At 71.5% G+C, this 20,875-nt stretch carries 13 protein-coding genes; 8 read left to right on the top strand and 5 right to left on the bottom strand.

Going from position 1 to position 20,875, the window contains the following annotated elements; all coding sequences use genetic code 11:
* The first annotated feature begins 168 nt into the window (after window positions 1–168).
* Both B6R96_RS09215 and B6R96_RS09210 read left to right on the top strand, forming a co-directional pair.
* Entirely contained in the window at window positions 169–2,241 is a 2,073-nt protein-coding gene (locus tag B6R96_RS09215) for an APC family permease (RefSeq protein ID WP_081522226.1), read from the top strand.
* Between the two features lie 94 nt (window positions 2,242–2,335).
* The gene (locus tag B6R96_RS09210; protein WP_081522225.1) at window positions 2,336–3,673 is read left to right on the top strand and encodes a class I SAM-dependent RNA methyltransferase; all 1,338 of its coding nucleotides are present in this window, start codon (window positions 2,336–2,338) and stop codon (window positions 3,671–3,673) included.
* A gap of 34 nt (window positions 3,674–3,707) precedes the next feature.
* Here B6R96_RS09210 and B6R96_RS09205 read toward each other — a convergent pair whose 3' ends face one another.
* Genes B6R96_RS09205 through B6R96_RS09180 form a run of 5 tightly spaced genes read right to left on the bottom strand, consistent with a single transcriptional unit; the run spans window position 3,708 to window position 9,236 of the window.
* The gene (locus tag B6R96_RS09205) at window positions 3,708–4,136 is read right to left on the bottom strand and encodes a hypothetical protein (protein WP_081525040.1); all 429 of its coding nucleotides are present in this window, start codon (window positions 4,134–4,136) and stop codon (window positions 3,708–3,710) included.
* Entirely contained in the window at window positions 4,048–5,184 is a 1,137-nt protein-coding gene (locus B6R96_RS38030; protein ID WP_237291387.1) for a hypothetical protein, read from the bottom strand. The genes B6R96_RS09205 and B6R96_RS38030 overlap by 89 nt, the downstream gene beginning before the upstream one ends.
* Window positions 5,181–7,172 (bottom strand): hypothetical protein, encoded by a 1,992-nt coding sequence (locus B6R96_RS09190; protein ID WP_237291386.1) that lies wholly within the window; start codon window positions 7,170–7,172, stop codon window positions 5,181–5,183. Before B6R96_RS09190 ends, B6R96_RS38030 begins: the two co-directional genes overlap by 4 nt.
* Before the next feature lie 2 nt (window positions 7,173–7,174).
* On the bottom strand, window positions 7,175–7,930 hold the full coding sequence (locus tag B6R96_RS09185) for a toll/interleukin-1 receptor domain-containing protein (RefSeq protein ID WP_081522223.1): 756 nt from the start codon (window positions 7,928–7,930) through the stop codon (window positions 7,175–7,177).
* Between the two features lie 13 nt (window positions 7,931–7,943).
* The gene (locus tag B6R96_RS09180; protein WP_203351610.1) at window positions 7,944–9,236 is read right to left on the bottom strand and encodes a helix-turn-helix domain-containing protein; all 1,293 of its coding nucleotides are present in this window, start codon (window positions 9,234–9,236) and stop codon (window positions 7,944–7,946) included.
* A 312-nt stretch (window positions 9,237–9,548) separates the two neighbouring features.
* Here B6R96_RS09180 and B6R96_RS09175 point away from each other — a divergent pair, with 312 nt between their 5' ends.
* From B6R96_RS09175 to B6R96_RS09150, 6 genes are all read left to right on the top strand, one after another.
* Entirely contained in the window at window positions 9,549–10,079 is a 531-nt protein-coding gene (locus tag B6R96_RS09175) for a toxin-antitoxin system HicB family antitoxin (protein WP_053173459.1), read from the top strand.
* 106 nt (window positions 10,080–10,185) lie between these two features.
* Window positions 10,186–11,034, top strand: coding sequence for a DUF4097 family beta strand repeat-containing protein (locus B6R96_RS09170; protein ID WP_030385724.1), 849 nt, complete (start codon window positions 10,186–10,188; stop codon window positions 11,032–11,034).
* Between the two features lie 45 nt (window positions 11,035–11,079).
* Window positions 11,080–12,093 (top strand): ATP-binding cassette domain-containing protein, encoded by a 1,014-nt coding sequence (locus B6R96_RS09165; RefSeq protein ID WP_053173421.1) that lies wholly within the window; start codon window positions 11,080–11,082, stop codon window positions 12,091–12,093.
* Window positions 12,090–12,887: an ABC transporter permease gene (locus tag B6R96_RS09160; RefSeq protein WP_030385726.1), complete on the top strand. Its 798-nt coding sequence runs from the start codon at window positions 12,090–12,092 to the stop codon at window positions 12,885–12,887. The genes B6R96_RS09165 and B6R96_RS09160 overlap by 4 nt, the downstream gene beginning before the upstream one ends.
* A 354-nt stretch (window positions 12,888–13,241) precedes the next feature.
* Window positions 13,242–14,036 carry a thioesterase II family protein gene (locus B6R96_RS09155; protein WP_081522221.1) on the top strand — a complete coding sequence of 265 codons (795 nt, stop codon included), beginning with the start codon at window positions 13,242–13,244 and terminating at the stop codon, window positions 14,034–14,036.
* A gap of 177 nt (window positions 14,037–14,213) precedes the next feature.
* On the top strand, window positions 14,214–20,870 hold the full coding sequence (locus B6R96_RS09150; protein WP_159396308.1) for a non-ribosomal peptide synthetase: 6,657 nt from the start codon (window positions 14,214–14,216) through the stop codon (window positions 20,868–20,870).
* Window positions 20,871–20,875: the final 5 nt, after the last annotated feature.

The following is a 20,875-nucleotide window of genomic DNA, read 5'->3' as shown; positions in this document are numbered from 1 at the left end:
TCTGGTTTAACAGGGTCTCAGACCATGGCCCAAGCTACACACGGGCGGTCACCGGTGGGGTCTCTTGCGCCGCAGTCGTGGTGCCGCCGGGGAGGAATTGCGGCGGGATTGCGGTATGAGGGGGTGGGGGGTTCGTCAGGCTGATTTCGAACGCTTACGATCCTCTGCGTGTCCAAACTGACCGACGTGCCCAAACGGATCCTGATCGGCCGGGCGCTACGCAGCGACCGCCTCGGAGAAACACTCCTTCCCAAGCGGATCGCCCTTCCCGTCTTCGCCTCCGACCCGCTGTCGTCCGTGGCATATGCCCCTGGCGAGGTCCTGCTGGTCCTGTCGATCGCGGGCGTGTCGGCGTACCAGTACAGCCCCTGGATCGCACTCGCGGTCGTCGTGCTGATGTTCACCGTCGTGGCGTCCTACCGCCAGAACGTCCACGCCTATCCGAGCGGCGGCGGCGACTACGAGGTCGCCAACACCAACCTCGGACCCAGAGCCGGCCTGACCGTGGCCAGCGCCCTCCTCGTCGACTACGTCCTGACCGTCGCCGTCTCGATCTCCTCCGGAGTCGAGAACCTCGGCTCCGCGGTGCATTTCGTCATCGAGCACAAGGTGCTCTCGGCGACCGTCATGATCCTTCTGCTCACGCTGATGAACCTGCGCGGTGTGAAGGAATCCGGCAAGCTCTTCGCGATCCCGACCTATGTCTTCGTCGCCGCCGTATTCGTCATGATCGGCTGGGGTGCCTGGAAGGGCATCGTCCTCGGCGAGACCCTGTCGGCGCCGACCGCCGACCTCGAGATCAAACCCGAGCAACAGGGGCTGGCCGGCTTCGCGATGGTCTTCCTGCTGCTGAGGGCCTTCTCGTCCGGCTGTGCGGCCCTGACCGGCGTCGAGGCCATCAGCAACGGCGTACCCGCCTTCCGCAAGCCGAAGAGCAAGAACGCCGCGTCCACCCTCGCCTACATGGGCGGCCTGGCGGTCACCATGTTCTGCGGGATCATCGGCCTGGCCATGGCCAGCGACGTGCGGATGGCCGAGAACCCCGCCGAGGACCTGCTGGCGAACGGCGTCCCGGTCGGCCCCGAATACATCCAGAACCCGGTGATCTCGCAGGTGGCCGAGGCCGTCTTCGGTGACGGCAGCTTCCTCTTCATCCTGCTGGCCGCGGCCACCGCGCTCGTGCTCTTCCTGGCGGCGAACACCGCCTACAACGGCTTCCCGCTGCTCGGTTCGATCCTCGCGCAGGACCGCTACCTGCCGCGCCAGCTGCACACCCGCGGCGACCGGCTCGCCTTCTCCAACGGCATCGTGCTCCTCGCCGGCGCGGCCATCCTGCTCGTCTGGATCTACGACGCGGACTCGACCAAGCTGATCCAGCTCTACATCGTCGGCGTGTTCGTCTCCTTCACGCTGAGCCAGATCGGCATGGTCCGGCACTGGAACCGCCACCTGAAGACGGAGCGCGACGCCGCCGCCCGCCGCCGGATGCACCGCTCCCGGGCGATCAACGCCTTCGGCGCCTTCTTCACCGGCATGGTGCTGGTCATCGTCCTCGCCACCAAGTTCACCCACGGTGCGTGGGTGGCCCTGCTCGGCATGCTGATCTTCTACGGCACCATGAGCGCGATCCGCAAGCACTACGACCGCGTCTCCGCCGAGATCGCCGCCGCCGAGGGCCCCAGCGACGACAGCGTGCGGCCCTCCCGGGTCCACTCGATCGTCCTGGTCTCCAAGGTCCACAAGCCCACGCTGCGCGCCCTGGCGTTCGCCAAGCTGACCCGCTCGGACACCCTGGAGGCGCTCAGCATCAGCGTGGACACGGCCGAGACCAAGGCGCTGCGCGAGGAGTGGGACCGGCGCGGGATCAACGTCCCGCTCAAGATCCTCGACTCGCCGTACCGGGAGATCACCCGCCCGGTGGTGGAGTACGTCAAGGGGCTGCGCAGCGAGAACCCGCGCGACGCGGTCAGCGTCTACATCCCCGAGTACGTCGTCGGCCGCTGGTACGAACACCTCCTGCACAACCAGAGCGCGCTGCGCCTCAAGGGCCGACTGCTCTTCACCCCCGGTGTGATGGTCACCTCGGTGCCCTACCAGCTGGAGTCCTCGGAGCTCGCCAAGCGGCGGGCGAAGAAGCGCCAGGAATGGAACGCCCCGGGTGCGGTGCGCCGGGGCCCGGTGGACACGCCGCGGCCGCCGAGGCCGCCGAAGCCGCCGAAGGAGCCCACCGCCAAGGGCTGAGCAGGTTGGTGAACGGCCGGACGAGATCCACGTAAACTGGTGGGTCGGTCGTCCGGCCGTTTTCCGTTGTTTCAGTTTTTGGAGTCTCCCCACCATGACGAGCGTCGAGCAGAACGAGAAGCAGTCACTGGTCGGGGAGGAGTACGAGGTCGAGGTCGGCCCCGTCGCACACGGTGGCCACTGCATCGCCCGGACCGAGGACGGTCGCGTCCTGTTCGTCCGCCACACCCTGCCCGGTGAGAAGGTCGTCGCCAAGGTCACCGAGGGCGACGTGGACTCCCGCTACCTGCGCGCCGACGCGATCACCGTGCTCGACGCCTCCAAGGACCGCACCCCGGCCCCCTGCCCGTACTCCGGCCCCGGCAAGTGCGGCGGCTGCGACTGGCAGCACGCGAAGCCGGGCGCCCAGCGCCGGCTCAAGGGCGAGGTCGTCGCCGAGCAGCTGAAGCGGCTCGCCGGCCTCACCCCGGAGGAGGCCGGCTGGGACGGCACCGTGATGCCCGCCGAGGGCGACAAGCTGCCGGCCGGGCAGGTGCCGCAGTGGCGCACCCGCGTGCAGTTCGCCATCGACGAGGACGGCACCGTCGGCCTGCGCCGCCACCGCTCGCACGAGATCGAGGCCATCGAGCACTGCATGATCGCCGCCCCGGGCGTCTCGGAGCTCGGCATCGAGAAGCAGGACTGGCCCCAGATGGCCACGGTCGAGGCGATCGCGGCGACCGGCTCCCAGGACCGCCAGGTCGTCCTCACCCCCCGCCCCGGCGGCCGTCTCCCCCTCGTCGAGCTGGACAAGCCGGTCTCCGTCCTGCGCGTGGAGGAGAAGGACGGCGGCGTCCACCGCGTCCACGGCCGCCCCTTCGTACGGGAGCGCGCGGACGGCCGTACGTACCGCGTGGGCATGGGCGGCTTCTGGCAGGTCCACCCGCAGGCCGCGGACACCCTGATCAAGGCCGTCATGCAGGGCCTGATGCCGCGCAAGGGCGAGATGGCCCTCGACCTCTACTGCGGCGTCGGCATCTTCGCGGGCGCCCTGGCCGAACGCCTGGGCGAGACCGGTGCCGTCCTCGGCATCGAGTCGACGAAGCGCGCGGTGGAGGACGCCCGCCACAACCTGGCGGACTTCCCGCGGGTCCGCATCGAGCAGGGCAAGGTCGAGCAGATCCTCCCGAAGACGGGGATCACGGAGTGCGACCTGGTCGTCCTGGACCCCCCGCGCGCGGGCGCGGGCAAGCAGACGGTCCGCCACATCACGGGCCTCTCGGCGCGCCGCATCGCGTACGTGGCATGCGACCCGGCGGCCCTGGCCCGCGACCTCGGCTACTTCAAGGAAAACGGCTACAAGGTCCGCACCCTGCGCGTCTTCGACCTCTTCCCGATGACCCACCACGTGGAGTGCGTGGCGATCCTGGAGCCGGTCCGCGACGACGCCTGAGGTGTCGGTCTTCCGGCCTCGGGGAGCTGCTGGGTCACGGCAGCAGTGGGGGCGGGACGTCGACGGTCAGGTTGGTGATTCGGCCCGACTGGATGACGGGGCCGTGTTGGGTGCCGCCGGTGATCTCGTTGTGCACGGTGATCGGGTGCCTTGGTGAGGGCGCGGCGAGTTGCTCCAAGGTCATCGAGAGGGCGCGCAGGTCGTCGGCGGTGAGGGCTCCGGAGTTGACCGCTCGGCGAAGGTGAACGGCGATGTCCAGGGCGGTCTGCCCCTCCTGTGCGGTGTCCGCGGAGAGGAGTCGGGCCCGGGCGGTGTCCAGGTCGGCGATCGTGGCGCGGCCCGTGGGGGTGCGTGCGAGGCGGCGTGCGACGAGGTCACGGGCGTGCCTCCAGGAGTCCGTCACCATGAGGGCGAGCAGCGTCGTTGCTCCCGACGCCGCCAGAGTGGTCAGTTCGCTGTCCATCGTCTTCTCCTCGGTCGGAGCCGTTGCTCGTGTACGCCGCCGGTGGGGCGAATCGGCGGAGCAGGTGCTCGGCCGTCTCGGGGCGGTCCTGCCCCTTGACGAGTTCGGAGATCATGGCGGCCAGCATGGTCCGCCGGTCGTCCTCCCCGGTGAATCCCATGGCGTCGAAGAAGCCCGCGAGATGGTCCGCAGCGGTGTGCCTCGGTTCGGCGGGAGGCTCGGGTTCGGTCAGGAGGACGGCGTCGGCCGGCTCGTCGGGCTGCTGCCACACGAGTTCCCGGAGCCGTTCGGGGACGTCGGTGTCATTGGCCGCGGAGGTGAGCTGGGCGAGTAGGCCCAGGTCTGCCACCGTCCGTTCCACGTGTTCGTCGTTCTTCGCGAGCCACCAGACCACCGCGCTGCCGGTGTCCTTCAGGACGTCCTCGCCCAGGTACTGGCGCTTGCTCTGTTCGTACTTGCGCTGGTGCTCCCAGACCGCCTTGTCCTTGCGTACCTCGGCGAGCTTGTCGAGCCGCTCCTGGTCGTGCTGGGCCAACGTGAGGGTGACGTCCTCCGCCATGGCATGGAGGTGGCCCGTGGGGTCCGGGCGCATGGTGCTCAAGGCGCCGCTGAGTTCGTGCTGGACGAGTGAGGCCCGGCTCGGCTCCCGCTGCTCGGTGACGGCGCGGGCACGGTCGAGCACTGCCTCGACGGCAAGGCCCGCAGGGTTGAGTACGGGGTCGTTCCCGGGGGCTTCCACGAGGTACCAGCGGACGGTCGCCGAGAAGACGAAGTCGTAGTCGTCCCAACGGCTCGGCAGGGCGACCCGGCTGACGTGGTGCTCCCTGCGGTCCACCGGGGCGGCCGTGAGCTGTTCCTCGAAGTCGACCGGCAGGGAACCGCGGCGCAGCGAGGCGACTTTGAAAGCCGCGGCCGGGCCGAGGAGAAGGAGTACCGCCAGCGTTGCCCACGCCCACCCCGGCCAGTGCTGGGCGAGGCCGACGATGGTCAGCAGCAAGCCACACAGGACGGTGAGGAAGGCGGTCGTCGTCCTGCATCCGGTCGTCATGATCGAGGCTCCCTGGCCGAAGCGGTGGATGGTTCGGTCGGGCCCAGGGCCTGGGCCGCGCTGATCTTGCTGAGCAGGAGTGCGGTGGTGCCCGATGCGCGCGCGGGGTAGCCCGGAGCGGAGCGCTCGGCGTCGCGCGCGCTCGCGTAGAGCGACGCGAAGACCGCGCCCCGCCGGGCGCCGCACTGCTGGGCCGCGCCGACGAGCAGGTCGAGCAGCAGCTCGGCCCTGTCCCCGGGGTTGGCGGCCACGTGGTGAAACCAGCGTTCCGCGTGGGGCTGCCACGCCTTCCGCGGCAGCCCGGCCAGTACCGCACGCCAGCAGGTCGACAGGGACTGCTGCACGCCGCCCTCCTGCACCAGGGCCCGAGAGGTTCCGGCGGGTTCCGTCAGAGGTTCCGGGGCGCAGTTCTGCAGGAAGATGACAAGGTCGGCCGGTGCGGGGTCCGATCGCGCGAGGCGGTCGAGCAGCCGCCGACGCAGCCGGCGGCTGCTGTTGACCAGATCGCACAGTGCCTCCGGGGCGCGCGTGGAGTCGCCGTGCCGCTCGGCCAGGTAGTAGAGCCGCAGGAGGGCTTGGTCCGGATGGCTGGAGGCGAGTACATCCGCGCAGACCTGGACGAGGACCTGCGCGAAATCCCCCTTGAGCTGCCGGTTGGCGCACCACTGGTAGATCCGTTCGCGGAAGCCCCTGCCCTGGGCCGGATCGTCGAGCCCGCACGTGAGGGCGTGGACGGCGGCTTCCCATCGCGTCCGGCTCGGCGGTCCGGAACTCCACCCTTCGGCCAAGGACGCAAGGCCCTCGCCGCGCCCCGTCCTCAGGTACTGCCCGGCCAGCCGTTCCACGAGGCCGTCCCGGACAGCCATCGTGAGGTGAGGATCGGCCAGGTCCACCGTGCGTGCGGCCCACCTGCCGAGGTGCGGCCGCAGGTCGGGCATGTGGTCCCAGAAGTGGGCGCGAACGGCGGCGTCGTAGTCCAGCTCCTTGAACCGGACGTGTCCACTCGGTGTGGTCTCGGCAGTGATCTCCTTGAGCCGCTCGGCGAGATCCCGCTGCTGGAGCAGCAGGGCTTTGTCGGGCGGGGGGCCGAGCGTGCTCAGCAGGAGATCGGACGCGCGGTGGATGATGTCTGCGTGGGCGCCGTGCAGCATGGCGACGGTGATCAGCAGGGCCCGCTGGGGGGCCTCGCGCAATCCGGTGACGAGTGCGCCCACCTCGCTGCGCCGGTCGTTCTGTGCGTTGCGGGCCGCTGTGCACCAGTGCGCGAAGCCCTCTTCGGGCCGGGCGGCCTCGTGGGCGCGGCGCACCAGATCGGCGAAGTGCGCGATGTCCCGCATGGGCCTGAGTTCGTGCAGGAACTCGGTGACGATGTCGTCGGGGCGGGAGTACTGCTCGTACGGTACGGCGTGCTCGCGCAGGTGCCGCCGTAGGACGCTCAGACCCGGAGGCCGCCGGATCTCCACCCGGTAGTACTGGAGGTCCGGGTCGAGGTGGCCGCCGTGAGGCATGATCACCACCAGGTGCGCATGCTGTTCGTGGACCGCTTTGCGAAGGGCCGGAAGGCCCGCTTGCGCCGCGGCCCACCGGGGGCCGTCGGCGGCGGACAGATCCAGCAGCAACTGGTCACCCGCTTCGACCAGAGCAGGGTCGTGGAGGGAGAGCTCGTCCCTCTCGCCGGGCAGCAACTCGTTGAAGACGCCGGTGTCGTGGTGGTACTCGCGGAGGAGTACGCGGGCGGCCGATGTCCGCCCGCTGCCCGGAGCGCCGTCCAGGATCACGGAGCCGGTGTCGGCGAGCATGGCACGGGCGTTCCCCATGTTGCCGGGAGCGATCAGGACACGGCGCAGCCAGGCGAGATGATCATCGGCGATGCGCCGGAAGGCCGGCCGGCCAGGGTCCGGTGTGTGGGCGCCGACATAGAGATTGATGTTGCCGGAGCCGGTGTGCATGGTGCCTTGGGGGTTCTCGACCCGTGTGCTGGTGTGCACGCTCACCGGCCCTCGTTCTCGCGCCGATCCGGCTCACGGAATTGGTGTCGTACCTCGCCCTGGTTGTCGCCCTCGAAGTACGTCATTCCGTTGCCCGAGAAGTGGCGGTCACCGGACACGTGGCGCGAGTTCTGGTAGATGGAACCGGTACCCGTGTGCACGGGTCCCTGCGCGCCCTTCACGATGGTCCCGCCGACGTCCCCCGTGAAGTCGCGGCTCTGCACGGCCGTTCCCGACACGTCCCCGATCGAGTTGGTCACCGAGCCGGGCACGGGCGGCGGCGTACCGTCCGCGGCCAGGTCGCGGAGGCTCGGGACCATGTCGGTCACCACGCCACAGATGCGCCGGAGACCTGTCTCGACGTCGTGCGTGTCGAACGGGACGGACTGGAGATCAGCGAGCCGGGCCAGTGCGGGCGGCAGGTCCGCCTGCTTCAGCCGATCCGTCTTCCTGCCGTCCAGGACGGGGACGACCGGAAGTTCACGCGCCAGCGCCTCCTCGATCTCCCTGCGCACCCAGTCCTGCGGATCGTTCAGCCGGGTACGGAAGTTCGCCCAGTCCGGGCCGATCACGGCCAGCAGGACGGAACTGCGTTGCAGCGCGGTCCGCAACGCGTCGGGGTAGACCTCGCCGGGGGCGATGGACCTCGAGGCGCGGAAGATACGATCCTCGCCGAAGCGGCGCTTCAGTTCCTGGTCGAGGAGAGCAGCGGTCTTCTCGCCGTCGCCTGTGCGGTAGTTGATGAACACGTCCACCACGGTGGAATTCCCTTCAGGAAATGGGCAGGTGCGTGAGCGCGCCGAGCCGAGGGGCCAGGAGGCGTACCGACGGGTGATGCGCATGGCGGGCCAGCGCCCGGGCCAGGCGCCTGAGATCGGTCGTGACGGTGGCCGAGCGCACGGCCGCCACGCCGTCGAGCAGGGGGGTCGTCAGGGCGCATGCATGGTCGATCTCACCGTCCGAGGCGTAGGCCAGGGCGCGGCGCACGCCGTAGCGCACCTGTGTCCGCACCGCGTCGGGGCCGATCAGGGCGAGCTGCCGGTCCAGTTGTTCGGCTGCCTCCCGAGGCCGGCCGAGGTCGACCAGGCACCAGCCCGTGACCATTCCGACGGAGTCGGGAAGGTGCATGGTGCCGATGACCGGCTCGCCGGATCCGTCCTCGTGATCGTCGAGGAGCGCCCGGGCGCGGTCGAGGGCGCGCATGCAGGAATCGCGGTCGCCCGCGAGGGCATGTCCTTGGGCTTCGCGCTGGGCGGCCAGCCCGCGGATCCGGTGGGGCAGCCCGACGTCCTGTGCGCGTCGGGCGAGAGCGATCGTCTGCTCGGCGTCGTCCCGGTACAACGTGACCAGGGCGCGTCGGACCAGCGCGTATCCGGCCAGCGCCCGGTCTCCGCCGGCGGCGGCGAGATCGACCGCGCGTTGTGTCCACCAGAGGGCTGCCTGGTCGTTGCCGGTTTCCTGGACCAACCAGCCGACGTACTCGGCATACCGGGAGCCGAGGGCCAGTAACTCCCGGCGGTTGTGGGCGTCGGCTTGCAGGGACAGTTCCCGGAGCGTGTGCGTCTGGGCGATGAGGACGGGCAGCAGCAGGCCGGGTTCCACGCTCTGGCCGAGCCTCCGGTAGTGCGTGAACAATGATCGGGAGGCGTCCAGCATGCCGGCGCCCGCGGCAGGGGAGAGCGGTCCTGTGCCATCCGATCGCCACGTCATCAGCGAGGCGGTACCGGCACCCAGAAGGCTCCGACGACTCAGCGGCCGGAACGAGCTCCGGCCCTCGGGCGACAACTCCAGCATCCAGTGTTCCTCGCTGACTTCGCTCGGTGCCGGTTCGGCAGGTGTGGTGTCGGAACTCGTCGTGACCAGGGCGGTCAGTGCTCCGTCCGCGCCGAGGGCGGCGTCGCACAGCCGGACGAGGTCCTGGCCGGGTGCCTTGAGACCTCGCTCCACCTTGCTCAACTGCGCTTTGCTGTAGTGCACGGCACCGGACAGTTCCGTCAGGCTCCACCCGGCCTGCAGGCGTCGCTTCCTCAGTTCTTCACCGAACGTGGTGGACGGCACGGGCACGGAACCTCCCAGGACCATCCGTCCGGATCAAGCGGTGCTGCACGAAAGAGTGCGGCAACCCCTTCCGGACGGACAAGGCGATCGATACGGTTTCCCGTTTCCTTCTCAGACGGTGGGTGCGGCATTCGCGGGGCCCGGAAGTCGTCCTGTCCTGTTGGCGGGACAGTGGGCGGGTTCGTCGGAGGGTGGTGTCGGGTTGGCTCAGGGTGGTGCTGCGGTGGCACACGCTTTGACCTGCGGTTTTGAGATCGGTGGCGCATGTGGTGCCAGATTGGCTCGCCATGGCGCCAGATGTGTGTCATGCTGTGGGACATGGACCTCACGCCCTATGTCGCCAGCCTTCGGAACGAGCTCGCGGTGGCCGCGGAAGCGGGTGGCGCGGAAGCTCGCGCTCTCGCCGAGCGCATCACCGCGCCGCTAGAGTCGGCAGCCAGACTCACCCTGCTGAACGCCCTGTCGGACGCCATGGGTGAGGTCACCCGGGAGCTTGCCCCGGGCTCGGTCGACGTGCGGTTGCGCGGGCTCGAGCCCGAGTTCGTCGTGACGGCGCCGCCGAGGGAAGAGCCCTTCGTGGCGCAGGGGTTCGACGAGGCGCACGCCCTGCCCGCCGTCCCCGCCGTGCCGGAAGGAGAGGACAGCAGTACCGCCAGGATCAATCTGCGACTCCCCGGCCACGTCAAGACGCGTGCGGAGCAGGCGGCCGCGCGGGAGGGGCTGTCGCTCAACGCATGGCTCGTCAGGGCCGTTTCGGGGGCCCTCGAGCCCGGGGGCGGGCGGCAGGGTGACGGGCCGGCGCCCCAGCGGAGCAGCGGGCGCAAGAGCTTCACGGGCTGGGTGAGCTAGCTCCACCGGGGCACCGTTTCGGCGTGCGAGAGGCCGATCACTCTCGCTCATTCCTTCACGTCCCCGGCGCGGGGGCGATCACCAGACTCACGAGGACGGGACAGCCATGCCTTCTTACGAGACCAAGGGACCCATCACCGCGACCATCCACGTCGAGGTCGGAGTCGCCCGGATCAGTGCGACGGACCGCACGGACACGGTGGTCGAGATCCACCCGCGCACCGCCGGCGACAAGGACGACATCCGCGCCGCCGAGGAGACCAAGGTCGAGTTCACCGACGGCACGCTGACGATCCGTACCCCGAAGGCGCGCGGGCTGTTCTCCGCCCGGGGTTCGGTCACGGTCGACGTCGCGCTGCCCCAGGGGTCGCGGCTGCTCGGCACGCTGGAGATGGGCGACATCAGCTGCAAGGGGACGCTGGGCGAGTGCGAGGTCCGCACCAGCGCCGGGGACATCCGGCTGGACCAGGCCGGCGCGGCGCGGCTCAAGACGCAGCACGGGGACGTCCAGCTGGACACGGCGGCGGGTGACGTCGATGTCACCACCGGCTCGGGCGAGGTGCGGATCCGTACGGTCGGCGGCGACGCCGACATCAAGAACTCCAACGGCAACACGTGGCTGGACGACGTGGCGGGCGATCTGCGACTGAAGGTCGCCAATGGAAACATCACGGTGGGCCGAGCGCAAGGGTCCGTGACGTCAAAGAGCTCGAACGGCAACGTACGCATCGAGGAAGTGGCGCGCGGCACGGTCGAGCTCCAGACTAAAGCCGGCAACCTCGAAGTCGGGATCCGCCAGGGGACTGCTGCCTGGCTCGACATCAACTCCCAGTCCGGGACGGTCTACAGCACCCTCGGATCCGCGGAAGGCCCCGCAGAGGGCGCGGAGACCGTCAAGGTGCACGCGAGGACCAGCCTCGGCGACATCACCATCCAGCGTGCGCACGGCGCCTGACGTCAGAGCTCTGCCTCGCAACAGCTACGAAATGGAGGGGGCACGATGAGTGCCGCGACCGAACAGATGGCCCCGCCCAAGGGGATCAGCGCAGTCGGCCTGCGCAAGTCGTACGGCGACAAGCTCGTACTCGACGGGATTGACCTGCATGTGCAGGCGGGCACGATCTTCGCGCTGCTCGGTCCGAACGGGGCGGGGAAGACCACCACGGTCCAGATCCTCTCCACGCTCATCGCCGCCGACGGTGGCGAGGCGACCGTGGTGGGGCACTCGCTGGAGCGCAGCGCGGACGCCATCCGCGCCCGGATCGGTGTCACCGGCCAGTTCGCCGCGGTGGACGGGCTGCTGACCGCCGAGGAGAACATGCTCCTCATGGCGGACCTGCACCACCTCGACCGCGCGGAGGGCAAGCGCCGCACCGCCGAATTACTTCGACAGTTCGAACTCACCGAGGTGGCCGGCAAGATGGCCTCCACCTTCTCCGGGGGCATGCGCCGCAAGCTGGACCTGGCGATGACCCTCGTCGGCAACCCGAGCCTGATCTTCCTCGACGAGCCGACCACCGGCCTCGACCCGCGCAGCCGCCGCACCATGTGGCACCTGATCCAGCAGCTCACCGCCCAGGGCGTGACGATCTTCCTCACCACGCAGTACCTGGAGGAGGCCGACCAGCTCGCCGACCGGATCGCCGTCCTCGACAAGGGCAAGATCGTCGCCGAGGGCACCGCGGACGAGCTCAAGCGCCGTATCCCCGGCGGGCACATCCGCCTCCAGTTCTCCGACCTGCTCAGCCTGGACGCCGCCTCCCGCCGGCTCGGCCTCGACGAGGGCGCCCGCGACGAGGAGAAGCTCACCCTGCAGATCCCGAGCGACGGCAGCATCCCCGCACTGCGCGCCGTACTCGACCTGCTGGAGGGCGCCGGTGTCACGGCGGACGCGCTGACCGTCCACACGCCCGACCTGGACGACGTCTTCCTCGCCCTCACCGGTGACGGGTCGCGCCACCACGCGACCACCGTTCCCAGCCCCGCCAACACGGCGCAGGAGGCCCGCCGATGAGCACGACGTACGCGATGCGCGACTCGATGACGATGCTGCGCCGCAACCTCAAGCACGCCCAGCGCTACCCCTCGATGACGATCTCGATCGTCGCGATGCCGATCCTGATGCTCCTGCTGTTCGTCTACGTCTTCGGCGGCGCGCTCGGCGCCGGCATCGAACTGCCGGGCGGCGGTACGGGCGACCGCGGCGACTACACCAACTTCGTGGCCCCCGGCATCCTCCTGATGGCGGCCACGGCCGGCGCCGTCTCGACCGCCGTGTCCGTCTGCACGGACATGACCGAAGGCATCATCAACCGCTTCCGGACCATGTCGATCTCGCGCTCCTCGGTGCTGACCGGGCACGTGGTGGGCAATGTCATCCAGACCATGATCAGCCTGGTCCTGGTCATCGGTGTCGCCCTCCTGGTGGGCTTCCGGCCCAACGCCACCGTCGTCGAGTGGCTCGCCGCCCTCGGCATCCTGGCCCTGCTCGCCTTCGGCCTCAGCTGGCTCTCCGCGGCGATCGGCCTGGGGTCCAGCAGCGTCGAGGCGGCGAGCAACGCGCCCATGCCGCTGACCTTCCTGCCCTTCCTCGGCAGCGCGATCGTCCCGCCGGAGTCCATGCCGGTCGGACTGCGCTGGTTCGCCGAGTACCAGCCCTTCACCCCGATGACCGACACCCTCCGCGGTCTGCTCATGGGCACGGAGATCGGCAACAGCGCGTGGCTCGCGCTCGGCTGGGGCGTCGTCCTCAGCGTCCTCGGCTACCTGTGGGCCCGCTCGGCCTTCAACCGCGAGGCGAAGATCTAGCACTCCGGCGCACGGCGCGGAACGTGAACGGGGCTGCCCGGCCAATCGGCCGGGCAGCCCCGTTCTTTGTGTTCCTGCTGTCCCGTCGACGGGACAGCAGGAACACAAAGAACGGGGCACGGTGGCCGAAAACGCAAGGAGGAATCGCTCACCAGTACCCGTGCGGCAGGGCTGTGCGGGCATTCCTTGCCTCGCCCCGGAGCCACTCCTACGATCAATGCGAAAGGGCGGGAAATCTTCCCCGGCCCCGGCCCCCGGCCCGGGTTCTCTTTCGGCTCCCGCTTCCGGTTCGAGCCTTCCGCATTCCGTTTCCCGCTTTCCTCTTTCCTCTTTCACGAAAACCGCAGAGGGGTCATGGTCATACACGCGCGCAGCAACGCAACGGAAACCAGCGCCGGCCTGGTCGTCGAAAGCCCCTTCATATGGCGGGCGCGACGGCCCGGGCACCGCCACCAACTGGTCTGCTTCCCCCAGGCCGGCGGCGGCGCGGGCGCCTTCACCGACTGGGTGCACGGCCTTCCCGCCGACATCGAAGTGATCGCGGTGCAGCTGCCCGGCCGGCAGAACCGGATCCTGGAGGACGCCGCCACCGAGGTGGGCCCGCTGGTGCGGACCCTGGCGCAGGCTCTGCGCCCGGTGCTGGACGGCCCGTTCTCCTTCTTCGGCCACTCCTGCGGCGCCCTGCTGGCCTTCGAGCTGGCCCTGGCGCTCCAGGCGCGCGGCGGCCCCCGGCCGGCCCATCTCTTCCTCTCCGGCCAGGCCTCGCCCGTACCCTTCCGCGACCGTCCCCAGCTGCACGGACTCTCCGACGAGGAGTTCCGGGCCGAGGTGCTGCGGCTCGGCGGCTTCGACGAGGAACTCGCCGAGGACGAGGACGCGATGGAGGCCCTGCTGCCGCCCGTCATGGACGACTTCGCGCTCTGGGAGCAGCACGTCATGCCCGTCGACGCGCGCCTCGACGTCCCCATCACCGCACTGGTCGGTGAGTCGGACAGCCGGGCGCCGCGCGGCGAGATGGAGACCTGGGGCGCGCACACCGACACCGCCTTCGACCTGCGTGTCTACCCCAGCGGGCATTTCTATCTCTTCGAGCCCGGACTGAGCTCCGAGCTCCTCGAATTCATCGCCGCCACCGTCCTGGAGCCCTAAGATCCGGGTGGGCAATGCCTGTATGGCAGCTTTTTCGGGTTGCCGCGGCGGCCGCCCGGCTGCGATTAATTGAGAAATCAAAACCACGAGATTCCGGTCTTCATGTCCAACCATTGGGGGATGGTCGCTTTGTGCTCGTTCCATGACACGGCGGTGCCGGTGGCGACGATTCCTGAGATGTTCGAGAAGCAGGTCGTCGCCGCTCCGGACGCCGTCGCGCTGATATGCGGCGAGACCTCGCTGACCTACCGCGAACTCGACGCGCGGGCCAACCGCCTGGCCCGGGTCCTGGTGGGTCGCGGCGTCGGACCCGAGGCGGTCGTGGGCGTGGCCGTACAGCGGTCCACGGAGCTGTGGGTGGCCGTCCTCGCCGTCCTCAAGGCGGGCGGCGCCTACCTGCCGATGGACGCGGCCTACCCGGCCGACCGCCTGCGGTACATGGTGGAGGACTCCGGCGCCCGCCTCGTCCTCGCGGACGCCCCGACCGGGCGCGAGCTGCCCGAACTCCCGGTACCGGTACTGCTCCTGGACGCCCCCGGGACCATCGCGTCGGTCTCCGCGCAGCCGGCCGGCCCGCTCACCGACGCCGAGCGGATCAGCCCGCAGCGGGTGGCGCAGACCGCGTACGTCATCTACACCTCGGGCTCCACCGGCCGCCCCAAGGGCGTCGCCGTCACCCACAACGGACTCGCCCCGCTGCTCGCCACGCACGCCGAGCGGTTGAAGGTGAGCGCCTCGAGCCGGGTGCTCCAGTTCGCCTCGCCCAGCTTCGACGCCTCGGTGTGGGAGATGTGCATGGGCCTGCTGTCCGGCGCCACCTTCGTACTGGCGGGCAAGGAGGCGCTGGCCCCCGGCGATCCGCTGGCCGAGACCGTCGCCCGCCACGGCGTGACCCACGTGACGCTGCCGCCCCCGGTGCTGGCCACCCTGCCGGCCGGCGCGCTGGCGTCCGTCGAGACCCTCGTGGTCGCCGGTGACGCCACCACCCCCGAGCTGGTCGCCACCTGGTCCGCGGGCCGGCGCATGATCAACGCGTACGGGCCCACGGAGACCACCGTGTGCGCCACGATGAGCGCCCCGCTGGCCGGTGACGGCCGGGTGCCGCCGATCGGACGCTCGATCACCGACACCGGCGTACACGTCCTGGACGACGCGCTGCGCCCCGTCGGCGCCGGGGTGATCGGCGAGCTGTACGTGTCCGGGGCCTCGCTGGCCCGCGGCTACCTCGGCCGCCCCGACCTGTCCGCCCAGCGCTTCGTCGCCTGCCCCTACGGCGGGCCCGGCGCGCGGATGTACCGCACCGGCGACCTCGTCGAGTGGACCCCGGAGGGCGAACTCGTCTTCCACGGGCGCGCCGACACCCAGGTCAAGATCCGCGGCATCCGCATCGAACCGCTGGAGATCGAGGCCGTGCTCAGCAGCCACCCCGGCGTGAGCGACACCGCGGTCCTGCCTCACGAGCGGCGCGGCACCCGCCAGCTGGTCGCCTACGTCGTACCCGCCGCCTCCGGCCGCCCCGGCGGGGCCGGCCCGCAGGGCAGCGCCTACGGCAGCATCGCCCTCGACTCCGGCTTCGGCGTCGGCGAGCTGCGCGCCTTCGCCGCCCGGCACCTGCCCGACCACATGGTCCCCTCGGCCTTCGTCCTGCTGGACCGGCTGCCCCTGACGCCGAACGGCAAGCTCGACAAGGCCCGCCTGCCGGAACCGGAGTTCAAGGGCGAGACCTACCGGGCCCCGCGCACCCCGCAGGAGGAGATCCTCGCCGAGCTGTTCGCCAAGGCCCTCGGCGTCGGCCGGGTCGGCATCGACGACGACTTCTTCACCCTCGGCGGTGACAGCATCCAGTCGCTCCAGGTCGTCTCCTGGGCCCGGGCCCGCGGCCTGGTCGTCAGCGCCCGGCAGGCCGTCGAGCACCGCACCGTCGCCGCCCTCGCCGAGATCGCCGTCGCGAACGGGCAGGGCGACGGCGCAGGCCCCGTCCTCGCGGAGTTCGAAGGCGGCGGCGCCGGCTGGATGCCGCTGCTGCCCGTCGCCCGCTGGATCCGCGACTGGGGCCCCGGCTTCGACCGGTTCCTCCAGGCCATGGTCCTGGAACTGCCCGCGGACATCGACCGTGCGGGACTGGCCGCCACCCTGACGGCCGTGGTGGACCACCACGACCTGCTGCGCTCCCGCCTGGTCTCCCACACCGCCACCGACACCGACGGTGCCGCGAGCGACCCGGACGACCCGGACGGCCTGGTGGTCGAGCCCGCCGGCTCCGTGGACGTGGACCCGCTGCTGCGCCGCGTCGCCTGCGACGGCCGCTGGGACGCCCCGTCCTGGCGCGAACTGCTGCTCGGGGAACTGGAGGAGGCAGCCCGGCAGCTGGACCCGGCGGCCGGTTCGATGGCCCGGTTCGTCTGGTTCGACCCGTCCCCGGGCGAGGGCGGCACCGGACGGCTGCTGCTCGTCCTGCACCACCTGATCGTGGACGGCGTCTCCTGGCGCATCCTGATGCCCGACCTCGCCTCCGCCTGGCAGCAGGTCCGAGAGGGCCGCACCCCCGAACTGCCGCCCGTGGCCACCTCCATGCGCCGCTGGGCGCACGCGCTCGCCGACGAGGCCCGGCGCCCCGAGCGGGTCGCCGAGCTGGACCTGTGGCGCTCCATCGTCGAGGGGCCCGACCCGCTGCTCGGCGCTCGCCGGCTGGACCCGGCCGTGGACGTACGGTCCACCGTGCGGGTCACCCACGTACAGCTCCCGGCGGCGGTCACCGAGGCCGTACTGACCGACCTGCCCGCGGCGTTCCACGGCGGGGTCAACGACGGGCTGCTGGCGGCGCTGGCCCTGGCGCTGGCGCAGTGGCGGCGTACCCGCTCCGTCGACGAGGCCTCCGCGCTGATCCGCCTCGAAGGACACGGCCGCGAGGAGGCCGCCGCGCCCGGCGCGAGCCTCGCCCGCACGCTCGGCTGGTTCACCACCGCCTTCCCGGTACGCCTCGACCTCACCGGGATCGACCTCGACGAGGCCTTCGCGGGCGGCCCGGCCGCGGGGCTCGCCGTCAGATCGGTCAAGGAGCAGCTGCTGGCCCTGCCCGACAAGGGCATCGGCTACGGCCTGCTGCGCCACCTCAACCCGGACACGGCCGCCCCGCTCGCCGCCCACCCCATCGGGCAGGTCGGCTTCAACTACCTGGGCCGCTTCTCCGCCGCCTCCGACCTGCCCGGCGACCTGCCCGGCGACCGGCGCGGGCCGGGCTTCACGCAGGCCCCCGAGGCCGCCGCCATCCCCGAGCTGGCCGAACTCGACGCCGCCCAGGACCCGCGGATGCCCGCCGCCGCCGAGCTGGACATCAACGCCACCGTCGCCGACCGGCCGGCGGGCCCCGTACTGAACGCCGCGTTCAGCGCCCCCGAGGGGGTGCTCGCCCCGGCCGAGGTGCAGGAGATCGCCGACCTGTGGTGCGCCGCCCTGGAGGGGCTCGCCCGGTACGCGGTCACGCCCGGCGCCGGCGGCCTGACCCCCTCGGACCTGCCGCTGGTGACCGCGAGCCAGCAGGACATCGACGGCTGGGAGCGGCGCTTCCCGGGTCTGGTGGACGTCTGGCCCACCACCGCGCTCCAGTCCGGCCTGCTCTTCCACTCGATCTTCGAGGACTCCTCCTTCGACGCCTACCAGGTGCAGTACGCCCTCCACCTGTCCGGGCGGGTGGACGCGGCCCGGCTGCGCGCCGCCGGGCAGTCGCTGCTGGACCGGCACGCCGGACTGCGGACCGCCTTCGTGCACAACGCCTACGGGGACCTGGTCCAGCTCGTCCTGGACACCGACTCGGTGACCCTGCCCTGGCAGGACCTCGACCTGTCCGGCCTCGGCGCGGGGGAGCGCGAGGAGGCCTTCGAGCGGTTCCTCGCCGAGGACCTGACCGTCCACTTCGACCAGCTCAGGCCGCCGATGCTGCGGATGACGCTGATCCGGACCGGCGAGGAGGCGTACGAGCTGGTCCTGACCGCCCACCACGTGCTCTTCGACGGCTGGTCGGTGCCCCTGCTGATGCAGGACCTGCTTACCCTCTACGGCTCGGACGGGCAGGCCGCGGGTCTGGAACCGGCCCGCAACTACCGGGAGTTCCTCGGCTGGCTCGCCCGCCAGGACCGCGAGGAGTCCGCCCGCGTCTGGCGCGAGGAGCTCCGCGGGGTGGGGGAGCCGACGCTGCTCGCCCCGGTGGTGACCGCCGCCTCCGGAGCGACGGCCCCGGCCGACGACCCCGCCGATGCGGCCGACCCGGCCGACTCCGCCGCGTCCACCGGCTCCGCCGACGACATCGCCATGCGGCAGGCCGAGGTTCCGCTGCCCCTCCCGGCCTCCCGCGAGCTGTTCCGGCGCGCCGCCGAGCTCGGCGTCACCCTGAACACCGTGGTCCAGGGCGCCTGGGCGATGCTGCTGGCCCAGCTCACCGGCCGGCAGGACGTGGTGTTCGCGTCCACCGTCGCCGGCCGGCCCCCCGCCCTGCCCGGGGTCGAATCCACGGTCGGCATGTTCCTCAACACCCTCCCGGTACGGGTGCGGTGCGCCCCCGCGGACACCGTCGCCGAGCTGCTCACCGAGGTCCAGGGCCGACAGGCCGCACTGATGGACCACCACCACTTCGGGCTGAGCGAGATCCAGCAGGCCGCCGGACTGGACGCCCTTTTCGACACGATCATCGGCTTCGAGTCCTTCCCCATGGACCGGGCCGGGATCGTCGAGGCGAGCCGCGCCGCCGGGATCTCGATCACCGGCATCCGCTCCTTCACCGCCAGCCACTACCCGGTCACCGTGCTCGCCTTCATCGAGCCCGACCGGCTGCGGCTCGCGGTCCAGTACCGGCGCACCGTGCTCGACCCGGCCGTGGCCGAGTCCATCGCCGCCCGGTTCGGGATGATCCTGCGCCAGGTCGCCGAGGACACCGGCCGCCGGGTGGGCACCGTGGAGGTCCTGGAGGCGGCCGAGCGGGACCGGCTGCTGAAGTGGCCCGCCACCGCGGCCGATGCCGCCGAAGGGGACGGGCCCGCGACGACGGTCCCGGAGCTCTTCGAACGGCAGGCCGCCGCCACACCCGACGCGGTCGCCGTGATCTCGGGCGGGCGGTCCCTGACCTACCGGGAGCTCGACGAACGGGCGAACCGGCTGGCCCGCGGCCTGATCCGGCGCGGCGTCCGCCCGGAGGTCCCGGTGGCCCTGGCGCTGCCCCGGTCGGCCGACCTGCCGGTCGCGCTGCTCGGCGTACTGAAGTCGGGCGCCGCCGTCCTTCCCCTCGACCCGCAGCAGCCCGGCGACCGCCTCGCCCACGTGCTGACCGACGCGCGGCCGCTGCTGGTGGTCACCGACGCGGACACCGCGGCCGGGCTGCCGGACACCGGTGTGCCGGTCCTGCACCTGGACGCACCGGCCGCACCGGACGCCCCGGGCGCCCCGGACGACGAAGCCGCCGCGGCGGCCGCACCCGCCCCGCGGCCCGACGGGCTCGCGTACCTGTCGTACGCGTGCGGCAGCGCGGGCGGCCCGACCGGCGTGGAGATCAGCCACCGCAACCTCACCGACCGGGTGCCCGGACTGCTCGCCGGGCTCGGCTCCGCCGCCGGATCGCGCCTGCTGGTGGGGAGCGGGGACCCGGCGGACGCCGGCCTTCCCCTCCCGGAGATCGTCGCCGCGCTCTGCGGCGGTGGCGGTGTCGAGGTGCTCCGCGCCCCGCGGGCCACCACCGCGGCCGATGTGCTCGTGACGACCCCGTCCGCCTTCGCCGACCTGCTCGACGAGGCGGTCGACGACCTCCACGCGGACACCTTCGTGTTCACGGGCGAGGCGCTGCCGGCCGCTCTGGCCCGGCAGGCGGCCCGTTCCGCCCCGGGCGCCCGCCTGGTCACCCTCCACGGGCACCCCGAGACCGGCCCCGCCACCGCACACGCGGCGGCGGAGGGCGGGCCGGGGCCGGCCCCCGAGGCGGTCCTCGCCGGGACCCCGCTCGCCGGAGTGCGTGCGTACGTCCTCGGCGCGGGCCTCACCCCGGTGCCGCAGGGCGCTGTCGGCGAGTTGTACCTCGCGGGCGGCGCTCCCGCCCGCGGCTACCGGGGGCACGGCGGCCTGACCGCCGGGCGGTTCGTCGCCGACCCCTACGGCCCCGCCGGATCGCGGATGTTCCGCACCGGCGACCTGGTCCGCCGCAGCGCGGACGACCGGCTGGAGCTGCTCGGACGCGGCGACTCCGAGGCGACGGTCCGCGGCACGCGGATCGCACCGGCCGAGGTGGAGGCGGTCCTCACCGGGCATCCCGGGGTGGCGCAGGCGGTTGTCGTCGTCCGCGCCGGCCACGGCCCGGGCGGGACCGGTCAGCTGGTGGGCCATCTCGTACCCGCCGACCCGTACGGCGCCGAGCCCGCCGCCCTCGCCGAGGAGGTACGGGCCCACGCGGCGCGGTACCTGCCCCCGGCGCTGGTACCCGCGGTCCTCATGACGCTGGAGCGGCTGCCCCTCACCCCGGACGGCCGGCCGGACCGGGCGGCACTGCCCGAGCCCGAACCGGCCGGCCGCCCCTACCGGGCGCCGCGCACCCCGCACGAAGCGGCTCTGTGCGAGCTGCTCGCGGAGGTGCTCGGCGTCGAACGGGTCGGCATGAACGACGACTTCTTCGAACTGGGAGGCAACTCCCTGCTGGCGACCCGGCTCACCAGCCGGATCCGGAAGGTGCTCGGGGTCAGCGTGCCTTTGCGGTCGATCTTCGAGTCTCACGCAATTTCAGAACTTTCGCGCACGGTCAAGAACGCAGGCACGTCGAGCCGGCCTCGACTGCGCAAGATGGACAGGAGTGGACAGTAAAATGA

The organism is Streptomyces sp. Sge12, assembly GCF_002080455.1.
Lineage (GTDB): Bacteria > Actinomycetota > Actinomycetes > Streptomycetales > Streptomycetaceae > Streptomyces.
The sequence above is the reverse complement of the archived record's forward strand: the minus strand, read 5'-3'. Positions and strand labels throughout refer to the sequence as shown.